The sequence below is a fragment of the Vibrio methylphosphonaticus genome (assembly GCF_023634655.1).
In the GTDB taxonomy this organism is placed as follows: Bacteria; Pseudomonadota; Gammaproteobacteria; order Enterobacterales; family Vibrionaceae; genus Vibrio; species Vibrio methylphosphonaticus.
Genome location: NZ_JAMKMS010000005.1, coordinates 83,315 through 96,460, shown reverse-complemented (window position 1 = coordinate 96,460; position 13,146 = coordinate 83,315). Strand labels below are relative to the sequence as shown.

At 45.7% G+C, this 13,146-nt stretch carries 10 protein-coding genes; 4 read left to right on the top strand and 6 right to left on the bottom strand.

What is annotated here, in order from left to right; all coding sequences use genetic code 11:
- The first annotated feature begins 40 nt into the window (after positions 1-40).
- Positions 41-994, top strand: coding sequence for a tRNA dihydrouridine(16) synthase DusC (gene dusC, locus M9196_RS07470; RefSeq protein ID WP_250616910.1), 954 nt, complete (start codon positions 41-43; stop codon positions 992-994).
- Between the two features lie 46 nt (positions 995-1,040).
- Here the strand turns inward: dusC and malZ are convergent, their stop codons facing one another.
- The 4 genes from malZ to M9196_RS07450 form a co-directional block, all read right to left on the bottom strand.
- Positions 1,041-2,891 carry a maltodextrin glucosidase gene (gene malZ / locus M9196_RS07465; RefSeq protein WP_250616909.1) on the bottom strand — a complete coding sequence of 617 codons (1,851 nt, stop codon included), beginning with the start codon at positions 2,889-2,891 and terminating at the stop codon, positions 1,041-1,043.
- A 170-nt stretch (positions 2,892-3,061) separates the two neighbouring features.
- Positions 3,062-3,856, bottom strand: coding sequence for an ABC transporter ATP-binding protein (locus M9196_RS07460; protein WP_250616908.1), 795 nt, complete (start codon positions 3,854-3,856; stop codon positions 3,062-3,064).
- Positions 3,853-4,794 (bottom strand): ABC transporter permease, encoded by a 942-nt coding sequence (locus tag M9196_RS07455; protein ID WP_250616907.1) that lies wholly within the window; start codon positions 4,792-4,794, stop codon positions 3,853-3,855. Before M9196_RS07455 ends, M9196_RS07460 begins: the two co-directional genes overlap by 4 nt.
- Before the next feature lie 65 nt (positions 4,795-4,859).
- Entirely contained in the window at positions 4,860-5,825 is a 966-nt protein-coding gene (locus tag M9196_RS07450; RefSeq protein ID WP_250616906.1) for an ABC transporter substrate-binding protein, read from the bottom strand.
- A gap of 493 nt (positions 5,826-6,318) precedes the next feature.
- Between M9196_RS07450 and M9196_RS07445 the strand changes: the two genes are divergently transcribed.
- Positions 6,319-7,437 (top strand): PQQ-dependent sugar dehydrogenase, encoded by a 1,119-nt coding sequence (locus M9196_RS07445; RefSeq protein WP_250616905.1) that lies wholly within the window; start codon positions 6,319-6,321, stop codon positions 7,435-7,437.
- Between the two features lie 188 nt (positions 7,438-7,625).
- Here M9196_RS07445 and yfbV read toward each other — a convergent pair whose 3' ends face one another.
- Positions 7,626-8,078, bottom strand: a complete 453-nt coding sequence (gene yfbV, locus M9196_RS07440) for a terminus macrodomain insulation protein YfbV (protein ID WP_250616904.1) — start codon at positions 8,076-8,078, stop codon at positions 7,626-7,628.
- 331 nt (positions 8,079-8,409) lie between these two features.
- Here yfbV and M9196_RS07435 point away from each other — a divergent pair, with 331 nt between their 5' ends.
- Positions 8,410-9,606 (top strand): acetate kinase, encoded by a 1,197-nt coding sequence (locus M9196_RS07435; protein ID WP_250616903.1) that lies wholly within the window; start codon positions 8,410-8,412, stop codon positions 9,604-9,606.
- 127 nt (positions 9,607-9,733) lie between these two features.
- Positions 9,734-11,878 carry a phosphate acetyltransferase gene (gene pta / locus M9196_RS07430; RefSeq protein WP_250616902.1) on the top strand — a complete coding sequence of 715 codons (2,145 nt, stop codon included), beginning with the start codon at positions 9,734-9,736 and terminating at the stop codon, positions 11,876-11,878.
- A 124-nt stretch (positions 11,879-12,002) separates the two neighbouring features.
- On the opposite strand, the gene M9196_RS07425 is transcribed toward pta, so the two are convergent.
- Positions 12,003-12,953 carry a glutathione S-transferase family protein gene (locus tag M9196_RS07425; RefSeq protein WP_250616901.1) on the bottom strand — a complete coding sequence of 317 codons (951 nt, stop codon included), beginning with the start codon at positions 12,951-12,953 and terminating at the stop codon, positions 12,003-12,005.
- Positions 12,954-13,146: the final 193 nt, after the last annotated feature.

Here is a 13,146-nt window from a genome sequence, read left to right as displayed (position 1 = left end):
CCAGATAGAATCCCCGCTCCTGATTAATGAGAGTATCCCTATGCGTGTTGTTTTAGGTCCAATGGAAGGTGTGTTAGACCATTTAATGCGAGAAATTTTGACTGAGATTAACGACTACGATCTTTGTGTCACCGAATTTGTCCGCGTGGTTGATCAGCGTTTACCAGACCATGTATTTCACCGCATTTGCCCTGAGCTTACGCAAGGCTCGGAAACGAAATCAGGAACTCCAATTCATATCCAATTGCTGGGCCAACACGCGCAGTGGATGGCTGAAAACGCCGTTATCGCTGCAGAACTTGGTGCTAAGGGTGTTGACCTCAATTTTGGCTGCCCTGCCAAGCTGGTAAACAAAAGTAACGGTGGCGCAGCAATGCTCCAACACCCTGAACAGATTTACCAAGTCATTAAGTCCTGTCGTGATGCGGTTGACCCATCTATACCTGTAACAGCAAAGATCCGCTTAGGCTGGGAAAACCCCGATGATTGCTTTGAAATTGTTGATGCGGTAGAACAAGCCGGCGCTGCTGAACTTGCGGTTCATGCACGTACTAAAGCTGGCGGATACAAAGCCAGCGAAATTAAGTGGGATTACATTAATAAGATTCGTCAACGCGTGTCGATTCCATTAATTGCGAATGGTGAAATCTGGAACTACGAAGATGGACAACGTTGTATCGCCACTACGGGTGTCGATTCATTGATGGTTTGTCGTGGCGCGTTTAACGTCCCTAACCTGGGTAATGTCGTCAAACACAACCATGAGCCAATGCCATGGCATGAGGTCGTGGAGCTACTGATCCAATATTCGACCTATGAAATGAAAGGCGACAAAGGTATGTACTACCCAAATCGCGTGAAACAGTGGTTTGCTTACTTACGTAACCAATACCCAGAAGCTATGGAATTATTCCGCGAGATTCGAATTCACAAAACAGCCGCACCTATTGTTGCCGATATCAAACGCTATCGCGACGCCCTTCACGTCAGTTAAGGGGCGATTATCGTTCATTCATCGCGATAGCTTTCCTTTGTTATTATCAGTTAAACAAAAGTAAAGTGTCTTTACCCTTAATCTCTAGGTTAAGGGTATCACCCACAATATCGTAGGCCGTTTTGGTCCACCAGCACCGTAACCCTTTGCAGTTAGCGGCAACTTTCCAAAGTGGTAGCGATACTGTTTTCGACGTGTCAGACAGGTTAAAACCACTGACCACAACGTCACCCTCAAATTCGCGGGCATAAACCAAACAGTCTGCGTCTACCCATAGCGGGACAAAACTGCCTTTTTGTAACGCGGTAAGCTGGCGTCTTGCGGCAATCAACTCGGTAAAGTAGTCAAGCCACTGATTGTTTTCCACTCGATCCCAAGGGAAACAACGTCTATTGTCGGGATCATGGCCCCCTTCTAACCCAACTTCAGTCCCATAATATAAACAAGGTGTGCCCACGTAAGTCATCAGCAGTTGTGCCGCAATTTTAAATTTTGCGTTATCGCCTTGTAACGTGGTCAGTAAACGCTCGGTATCATGACTGTCTAATTGATTGAGCTGAGAAAGCTGATTCGCCCACGGCAGCTTTGCACTTGCTTCTCGTAACCACTCTAAAAAGTCACGGCAATCCAGCTCAATAGGATCAAACTGAATATCTTTACTCGCCAGCAGTGCTCTCACGGGATGAGCAAAGCCATAATAGTTCATGGAACCATCTTCTTGGTCACCTTGCAGCCAACTCGTTGCCTCAAAAAAGTGCTCCCCAAGCATGTAAGAGTCCGGTGATACTGACTTCATCGCCTCACGAAAAGCCTTAACGTAGTGCGCGTTGTTTGCGGCCCCTTCCCCTTCTCCTAGCATATGAATCACATCAAAGCGCCAACCATCAATCAAGTAAGGTGGCTTCAACCAATGTTTGATCACCGAATCGTCGCTCTGATAAATCGCTTCTCGAACTTGCTCATTACTGAAGTTCAGTACTGGCAAACTATCAATACCTTTCCAACCAACATAACTCGAACTCTTACCATCCAAAGTATGGTCATCGTTAAAAAAATAGTAATCACGAAACGGACTGTCTACCGACCCATAAGCTCCGTTTCTTGTTTGTGATTTATCAAACCAAGCATGTTCCGTTGAAGTGTGATTTAGTACGGCATCCAGTACGACCTTCATCCCTCTTTGATGAAGGTCCTCGGAGAGCGTTGCAAACTGCTGGTTAGTACCCAATTTAGGATCCACGGAATAATAGTCGACCGTGTCATATTTATGATTTGAGTAAGAAGTAAATATCGGGTTTAGGTAAAGGGTTGTGATACCCAGCGCCTGCAAGTAGTCCAGCTTTTGTTGCACGCCTGCTAAATCACCGCCGTAAAACTCCACCGCGCCGGTATTACCATGTTGTCCAACGGGCTCTCCCCATGCTCGCTTGACGGATTGTCGATGTTTACCTAAATACTGATATTCACCATCTTCAACCCCAATGGACGGATCACCATTACAAAAACGTTCCGGGAATATCTGATAAAAGACCTGTTCAGAGACCCACTCTGGTGGGCGGGATAATCGGTTGTACTTAAAATGATATTCCCTACCAGGCATTCTCATTTGAACCCCCCGACCATCTAACCAGTACTGCGACGTCCCTAGGAGTGCTTTAAAGGTGTAATAAGTGACCGGCTTATCCAAACTCAAAGGTAATATTGCTTGCCACACTCGCAAGCGACCCTTTTTCTCCCCTGACGTCATTTCAATGAGGTACTCTTCATTGTCGGGCTCATGCCTTAGCAGCACTCGTTCAAACGGTAAGTCTTCGGTGAGTAGTTCAATATGCAGACAATCAGCATGCGCAGTGACACCGTCAATAGTCTGCGAATGATAGAGATAGGGAGCGTTCATAGGCCTGTTGTTACCAGTGATTTAGGGTGACACTATTCTAGCCAACTCCGTAGATAAAAAAATCCCCCTTCAAGTTGAAGAGGGATCACAGTTAGTAGGCGGAGATGACTAGGCGTAGCGTTTAGTCTCACTTACAGCGGCTGACTCACATCAACCTCATTCGCAGTCGACTAACTCAACAGCAGGCTATCGTCAGCCAGCTCTTCACCACGTACTTTAGAGAACATTTCCAACAAGTCTGGAACGCCCATGTTAGCGCGCTGTTCTCCCGACACATCAAGGACGATTTCCCCTTGATGCAGCATCACAGTTCTATCACCACACGCCAACGCATCTTTCATTGAGTGCGTCACCATCATGACCGTTAAGTTGAACTCACTAATCACCTTCTTGGTCAGATCGATAATAAAAGCAGCCATTCTCGGATCCAGTGCGGCGGTATGCTCATCAAGAAGCAGAAGCTTACTGTCCGATAACGTCGCCATGACAAGGCTAACCGCTTGTCGCTGCCCCCCTGAAAGCAGGCCAATATTATCCCCAAGACGATCTTCCAAACCTAAACCCAAAATACTAATGCGCTCTTGAAACAGCTGACGACGCTTCGAAGACAAGGACATACTCCAACCGCGCTTTTTACCACGCATGTATGCCAACGCCATATTCTCTTCAATAGTCAAATCGGCACACGTCCCTGCAAGCGGATCTTGGAACACACGAGCACATTGGTTCGCTCGCTGATCCACCGTTTGTCGAGTCACGTCCATCTCATCAATCAATACGCGACCACCAACCATCGGTGTTTCGCCGGTCACAGCACCGAGTAACGTCGACTTACCAGCCCCGTTGGAACCAATCACAGTCAAAAATTGATGCTCAGGTACTTCTAAATTCACACTTCTTAACGCACGGTTCTCTAAGATAGTCCCAGGGTTAAAGGTGACTTGAATATCTTCTAATCGAATCATGAAACTTTCCCCGCTTTACCTGAATTTGACACTACTTTATTCTCAACAGGTTTACTGAGCTTTTTTGCTTTCAGGTTTCCTTTAATCTTCGGCGCGATCAGGGCAGCTGCCACTAATACAGCGGTGACTAGGTTAAGATCTGATGCTTGTAACCCGAACATACCACTGCTTAAAGCAAAGGCCACCGCAAGTCGATACAACACCGAACCAACGATCACCGCCACAACCGCTACCCATATTTTTCGACCTGGGATAAGGGTTTGACCTAGAATCACGGCCGCCAATCCAACGACAATAGTACCGACACCGGACGTCACATCAGCAAAACTATTGGTTTGAGCAAATAACGCGCCAGCAAAACCCACAAAGCCATTTGATAGAGCAAGACAGAAATACGTATAAAATGCCGTGCTTGCCCCCTGCGCTTTCACCATTCTAGCGTTGACACCGGTGGCTCGAAGCCCCAACCCAAAATCACTATTTAGTAAGCGAACAACGAACCATGCGGAGATAAGTACCAAGACGCCAACCACGAGCGGTCGAATGTACATAGAATTACCCATCATCTCGAATGGGGTTAAAATGGTTTCTTCGCCCAACAGCGCGATGTTCGGACGACCCATGATGCGGATATTGATCGAGAACGCCGCAATCATCGTCAAAATAGACGCCAGTAAGTGCAAAATGCCGCAACGAACGGCTAAAAATGCGGTCACCCAACCTGTTGCTGCCCCTGCGAGTATCGCTAACCCTGTTGCGACCCAAGGGTTCACACCCGATACAATAGCGGTGGCTGCAACTGCTGCCCCCATAGGGAAACTGCCATCGACACTTAAATCTGGGAAATCAAGGACTCGAAATGTAAGGTAGACGCCTAAAGCGACAAGCCCATAAATCAGACCAATCTCTAGAGCACCAAAGAATGCAAAAGCAGACATAACAACTCCTTTTCTGCTTATTAAAAGGACCAAGCATGAATGCTTGGTCCAGGTAGGAACATCACTTATTTAACGCTTGTTGCACGATCCATTACGGTTTTAGGAATAGTGAGACCTAATTTTTTCGCGGCTGTCGCATTAATAACCAAATCAGAACCTTTCGCCACTTTAACGTCTAATTCACCCGGTGCTTTACCATCTAGAATTTGAGCGACGTAGTCAGCTGTTTGAACACCAATTTGATAGTAATCAAAACCCAGACTGGCAACGGCACCACGTTCAACATAAGAGGTTGCGGCACCAAATACAGGCGTCTTTGCTTGGTTTGCCGAAACAATCATACCTTCAATGGCACTTGCGACAGTGTTATCAATTAGGGCATAGATAATGTCTGACTTAGATACGATCGCCTGAGTTGCCGTTTGTACGTCAGCACTTTTTAACGCTGTTGCTTCAACCAACTCGATACCGTGTTTTTGCGTGCTCTCTTTTAGCAACGTCATCAGACTAACTGCGTTGGCTTCGCCTGGGTTGTAAACCACACCAATCGTTTTCACGTCAGGCATAATCTCTTTAATTAGCTCTACGTGTTGTTCGACAGGAGACAAATCCGACAGGCCCGTTACGTTCTTACCAGGCTGTTCAAGCTGTTTTACCAACTTCGCCCCAACCGGATCCGTTACTGCAGTAAAGACGACTGGAATATCACGAGTTGCAGACACTAACGCCTGCGCGGTGGGTGTCGCGATTCCCACAAGTACATCTGGACGCTCACCGACAAACTGACGGGCAATTTGTACCGCTATCGCAGGGTTACCTTGAGCCGTTTTATAGTCAAACTCTAAGTTTTTACCTTCTTCATAGCCGTTAGCTTTTAAGCCATCGACCAGTCCTTGTCTGGTTGCATCTAATGCTGGATGCTCAACAATCTGCGATACAGCGACCTTCGCTGTTTTAGCCATAATGCTTGCTGAGGATAACAGCGCGACACCCGTTAAGAGCGCCGTAGTAATTAGTTTGCTTGCTTTCATCTTGACTCCTTGATTCAGCAATATATTTCTGTGTTTGCTGTGACAAACCCTTACTCAAAAGGGTGTAATAATTGTTTTACATTCTGTTTTTAATGCAATTTATCTATTGCACTTAAACAGTATTACTACCAGTTACCTTACCAAATTGAAAGAAATTATTAACATTCAACTTCGCAAACGTGCTGTAAAAACGAATTACGAAAAAATATTTATCTTACCCTGTATAAACTTCCATACAGTAAATATTGCATCCTTAATCCCTACCGCATGAACCGTAACTTTTTGTGCCACCCGCCAATTCCTGATCCCGTGCAACTTCGTGAACGCTACGTGTGATTAATCAGTAATCGTAGCTATATTAGAAGCAATAGGCTTAGATTAGACACCGTAGACTTAGATTAAAAATAGTAGGCCTAGATTAGAAACAGTAGACCTAGATTAGAAACGATAAACTCAGGAAACGTCAGTACATGGACTTAATTAGGGGGAAGACATGAAAACCAACATATTGGTCATGATGGGTTTAATCAGCATGGCTGTGAGCACCGCATCCAGTAAAGAGTTTGAGAGTAGTCAATACGAGAAAATAACCCAACTCTCTGGCGTGCCTTGGGGTATCGAAACCACGTCTGACGATCAACTATTAATCACACTCCGTGATGGGCGTGTAGTGATGCTCAATTCAGATACAGGGCAAGTTAAACCCATCAATGGACTTCCAACAATATATAGTGGCGGACAAGGTGGCTTGATGGATATCGTTAAGAGCCCACAAAAGCCCAACGAGTACTTTTTTACTTACGCTAAGCCTGGCGCGGATGGAGACGGCGGCGCGCCAACCCTTGCAAAAGCGACCCTCGATCAACATTCCCTTACTGACTGGCAAGATATATTCACAAGTAATGTAATGGTGACGACCGGCCGACATTTCGGTAGCCGGCTAGTGATTCAAGATGACTTTATCTTCATGACTATTGGTGACGCCGGCGAAAGAGAAAACGGACAAGACACGACAACTCATGCCGGGACGATTATTCGCCTCAACCTCGACGGTAGCATTCCAGACAGCAACCCCTTCATTGCCAATAAAAAGTTTCAACCTGAGATATACAGCTATGGGCACCGCAATCCACAAGGTATTGCCTATCACCCAAGAACCCAACAACTTTGGGCTATTGAGCACGGTCCTCGCGGCGGAGACGAATTAAACCTAATAGAAAAAGGACAAAACTACGGCTGGCCAATCACCTCACATGGCAAAGAATACTGGGGCCCGATCACGGTAGGAGAAGCAACAGAAAAAGAGGGAATAGCAGCACCTAAAAAAGTGTATATCCCCTCTATCGCACCGGGCTCTTTGTATATTTATCCAAGCCAAACCTTCCCTCGTCTTGAAGGAAAATTGTTGATTGGCGCGCTAAAACTAACCCACATCAACCTATTAGATGTCAACCAAGCAGGTCAGGTACTAGAAGAGCGCCGCTACTACGAAACGTTAAATGAGAGGATTCGAGACATTACTTCAGATAGCAAAGGGGCCGTGTGGTTCTCCACCGATTCTGGAGGCATTTATACGATCACTCGTTCTAACAACGTAACGCAAACTGAATGAACGATGGGAAAGAGAGAAGGGAAATAGAATGATCAACATTTGGGGCAACATGCTGACGAATGATGATAAAAAAACAGCTTGCTACATTAGCAAGCTGTTGAGATGTGGTAAAACATGAGTCCGTTTAAAGCTGGTAGCGTTTGAAAATGTGAGCATCTACCTACTTTGAGCATCAGGGCGCCCCAACACTAAAACCAGCGGTCAAAAGAACTGCGGTCGAGTTGCCTAAAGGCTTTGTTCAATATAATTGCTAACTCTTTATAGCGGGGCTTTGCTTTTAACGGTTCTAGTGCGTAACCCGTCTCGGTTACTTTTTGATGCAGCTCTCGATACCATGAAGCAAGAGCGGGCGGAAGCTTGGTGTTTGAGCGGTTCCCTAACCACCACATGCCTTGTAACGGCAAACTAATCGCAAACAGTGCAATGACAATAGTTTGAGGCATCGCCTGCGCGTTATTAAAGACCATTTGAGTCAGCACACTGATTGCCGCCACCGCTGGCATCACTTTAACAGCAAACTTTGTCGCTTTAATAATACGCTGCTCTGGAAACAGGGGGGTTAACTCTTTTCTCATAGGCCAAGTATCCATGTACTTCTGACCATTTTTTAAACTCTGAGTTAAGCTTAGTCTCTCACTCATCAGCAACCTCACTAAAAAAAAGTTTAACCATTCAAATAAAAACGCAAAATATTGACGAAAGTTAATATTCTTTCAAATTTATTTTGTTATCATTAGGCAATATCGTTATTCTCTGCGCAACCTCAGTCTCATTGTTGACTTTATTTTCGAATAAGGCAACTCCGAGATGAACGTCGCAAGGACGCAAAGGTGATTTTCTGGGAAAATCGCTTATGATTATACGGCAATTGTAGAATTTTTGATCAAGGCTGAATCGTAACAATTTGTACTTTCTTAGCCTTGAGAATTTATACCCTTGATCTTGGATCAGACAAATTACAGGTAACCTTTAATGTCTAAGCTAGTTTTAGTTCTAAACTGCGGCAGTTCTTCTCTTAAGTTCGCTATCGTTGACGCAACCACTGGTGACGAGCACCTAACAGGTCTTGCTGAGTGTCTTCACCTTCCTGAAGCACGTATCAAGTGGAAACTTGATGGTAAGCACGAAGCACAACTAGGCAACGGTGCAGCTCACGAAGAAGCACTAGCGTTCATGGTAGATACTATTCTTGCTTCTAAGCCTGAGCTTAAAGCTAACCTTGGCGCGATCGGTCACCGTATCGTTCACGGCGGCGAGCAATTCACTAAATCTGCATTGATCACTGATGACGTTCTTAAAGGTATCGAAGATTCTGCAACATTTGCACCTCTTCACAACCCTGCTCACATCATCGGTATTGAAGCGGCGAAGCACAGCTTCCCTGAACTGAAAAACGTTGCAGTATTTGACACAGCGTTCCACCAAACAATGCCTCAAGAGTCATACCTATACGCACTACCGTACAACCTGTACAAAGAGCACGGTATCCGTCGTTACGGCATGCACGGTACTTCTCACCTGTTTATCGCTCGTGAAGCAGCACAACTGCTTGGCAAGCCAACAAACGAACTAAACATCATCAACTGCCACCTTGGTAACGGCGCATCAGTGTGTGCTATCAAAAATGGTGAGTCTGTAGATACTTCAATGGGTCTTACGCCACTTGAAGGTCTTGTGATGGGTACTCGTTGTGGTGACATCGATCCTGCTATCATCTTCCACCTACACGACGCACTGGGCTACTCTGTTGAGCAAATCAACAACATGCTAACTAAAGAGTCAGGTCTACAAGGTCTAACTGAAGTGACTTCTGACTGTCGTTTTGTTGAAGACAACTACGGCGAGAAAGAAGAAGCAACTCGTGCGATGGACGTGTTCTGTCACCGCCTTGCAAAATACGTTGCTGGCTACACGGCAACTCTAGATGGTCGTCTAGACGCTATCGTATTTACTGGTGGTATCGGTGAGAACTCTGCACCAATCCGTGAGATGGTTCTTAACCGTCTAGGCGTATTCGGTATTGAAGTTGATGGCGACGCTAACCTGAAAGCTCGCTTCGGTGGTGAAGGTACTATCACTTCAGCTGACAGCCGCATCCCAGCAATGGTTATCTCGACTAACGAAGAGCTAGTTATTGCCGAAGACACTGCGCGTCTAGCAGGTCTTTAAGATTCAAACTGGCTGACCTTTGGGTCGGCCAGTTTTTTATTAAGCTCAGTTTTCTCGCTTGCCCCCAATCGAAGTGCATAAATGCGCTGAGCTTCTTCCCCCTATTATAGTTTGAGGTGCTCAAAGAATGTCCCGTACTATTATGCTTATCCCTACTAGCGCAGGCGTCGGCCTAACAAGCGTTAGCATGGGTCTCCTGCGCGCAATGGAGCGTAAAGGTGTTAAAGTTTCTTTCTACAAACCAATTGCTCAACCTCGTAGCGGTGGTGATCAGCCTGATCTAACCACAACTATCGTTGCCGCGAACAGCGACATGAAAATTGGTTCTCCTCTTCAAATGTCTGTTGCTGAAAGCCTAATTGGTAACGACAACATGGATGAGCTACTAGAAACCGTTGTTGAACGTTATAACCAAATCAACAAAGATGCGGACGTAACTCTAATCGAAGGTCTAGTACCAACTCGTAAGCACCCATTTGCTAACCAAGTGAACGCAGAAATTGCCGCGACACTTGGTGCAGAAATCGTCATGGTTGCAACGCCAAGCACAGACAACCCAGTACAGCTGAAAGAGCGTATTGAAGTTGCGTGTTCAAACTTTGGTGGCACAAAAAATAAGAACATCTCTGGCGTTATCATCAACAAATTGAATGCACCAGTCGATGAAGCAGGCCGTACTCGCCCTGACCTTTCTGAAATCTTTGATGATGCTGACACTGCCAAGCAAAACGAATTAAAAGTGATGGAAATCTTCAACACTAGTCCAATTCGTGTACTAGGTTGTGTGCCTTGGAGCATCGACCTTATTGCAACTCGTGCTATCGATATGGCTCAGCATCTAAATGCTGAAATCATCAACGAAGGCGACATTGCTACGCGTCGCGTTAAGAGCATTACGTTCTGTGCACGCTCACTTCCAAACATGATTGAGCACTTCAAGCCAGGCTCATTGCTTGTCACTTCAGCGGATCGTCCAGACGTTATCGTTGCGGCCGCACTTGCTTCAATGAACGGTGTTGAAATTGGCGCTATCTTGCTAACTGGCGGATACGACATTCCGGCTGAAATCCGTGACCTTATTAAGCCAGCACTAGATTCTGGCCTGCCAATATTCAAGGCGCAAGGTAACACATGGCAAACATCTCTAAACCTTCAAAGCTTTAGCATTGAAGTACCTGCAGATGATAAAGAGCGTATTGAGTTCATCAATGATCACGTTGCTGGCCATGTCGACGGCAACTGGATTGAATCAATGACGGAAGGAACTGAAAAGTCTCGTCGTTTGAGCCCACCAGCATTCCGTTACCAGCTAACTGAGTTCGCTCGTAAAGCTGGCAAGCGCATCGTACTTCCAGAAGGCGATGAGCCACGTACCGTTAAAGCGGCGGCTATTTGTGCAGAGCGTGGTATTGCTGAATGTGTGCTTCTTGGTAATCCTGAAGAGATTCGCCGCGTTGCTGCGCAACAGGGCGTTGAATTAGGTGCTGGCGTACAAATTATCGATGCTGATGCGGTACGTGACAATTACGTTGCTCGTCTTGTTGAGCTTCGTGGTGCGAAAGGCATGACAGAAGTTGTTGCTCGTGAAAAACTTCAAGACTCTGTTTTCTTGGGCACAATGATGCTAGAAAACAACGAAGTTGACGGTTTGGTTTCTGGTGCAGTGCACACGACAGCAAACACTATCGTACCTCCGTTCCAAATCATCAAAACGGCGCCTGATGCGTCTATTGTATCCTCAATCTTCTTCATGCTTCTGCCTGATCAAGTATTGGTTTACGGTGACTGTGCAATCAACCCAGATCCAACAGCAGAGCAGCTTGCAGAGATTGCAATCCAATCTGCAGATTCTGCGACTGCATTTGGTATCGAACCACGTGTTGCGATGATCTCATACTCTACTGGTGAATCTGGTAAAGGTGCAGATGTTGATAAAGTACGTGAAGCAACAAAACTTGCTCAAGCAAAACGTCCTGATCTTATCATTGACGGTCCGCTACAGTACGACGCTGCTATCATGGAAAATGTTGCTGCTTCTAAAGCACCGAACTCGCCAGTTGCAGGTAAAGCAACCGTATTCGTATTCCCTGACCTAAACACAGGTAACACGACATACAAAGCGGTACAACGTTCTGCTGACCTTGTTTCAATTGGTCCAATGCTTCAAGGCATGCGCAAACCAGTTAATGACTTGTCACGTGGCGCGTTAGTAGACGATATCGTTTACACCATCGCACTAACAGCGATTCAATCAAGCCAAGAGCAAGGTTAATCTTTGTTTAACGCCTGAATGACGAAAGCCTCCATCTGGAGGCTTTTTTGTGTCTAGAGTTTGTGGTTAAAGCCAACTGGCTCATTAAAGCTAACTCAGTCGCGCAACCTTAACTTGTCTTAACTTAACGAGATAAAGTATCTCGCTCATGGGACGTCTCAAGATCTAAGTCTGGTCCCAATGGCACCACTTGAGTTGGGTTGATCCCTGCATGACTAAAGTAATAGTGGCGTTTGATATGATAAAAATCTGTCGTCTCTTTAATGCCTTCAACCTGATACAGCTCTTTTAAGTAGCCTTGAATGTTTGAGTAGTCAGCAATACGCTTCTTATTGCATTTAAAATGCCCAACATAAACGGCATCAAAACGCACTAAGGTAGTAAACAATCGCCAATCTGCTTCTGTTATTTGCTCCCCTGCCAAGTAGCGGTGCGTTGCAAGGTGCTGGTCCACTTTGTCTAATGCAGAAAACAGGGCATGGTACGCCTCTTCATACGCTTCTTGCGTCGTCGCAAACCCGCACCGATAGACCCCGTTATTAATCGCGGGATAAACAAACTCATTCCACTCATCAATCTGTTTTTGTAAATTCGCCGGGTAATAATCCTTAACATCCCCCGTGAGTGCATTGAATTCTGTGTTGAACATGCGAATAATTTCAGATGACTCATTGCTCACAATAGTTTGCGTCTTTTTATCCCACAACACAGGTACAGTGACACGCCCACTGTAATCCTCTTTTGCTTGAGTATACATTTGATGTAAATGGCTGTGTCCAAACAGAGGCTCTGGAAGCCCAAAAGACCAACCTTTATCTAGCATATCTGGACAAACAACGGTGACGTCAATATGAGATTCTAACCCTTTGAGAGCACGAAAGATCAACGTACGGTGCGCCCAAGGGCACGCTAGAGAGACATAAAGGTGATAGCGCCCTGATTCCGGTTGAAATTCTGCCTCGGGATTATTTTTGACCCAGTGACGAAAGCCAGCATCTTCGCGAACGAATTTCCCGCCACTTTTTTTCGTGTCGTACCAAACATCATGCCATACGCCATCAACTAGTTTGCCCATAATCTGCTCTCTCCTTACTTTACGTTGAAGACAGTATAGAAAACCGCATCACAAAGGTTCAGTGGGATAAGTGAAAGGAGACGTTCGAATAAATTGAAGAAACAAAAAAAGCGCGACTCAATTTGATGTCGCGCTTAGGCCTGTCACAGGCTGAAAAGTTACTTAGCTTGTATTATCAGTGCACGATTGTCCG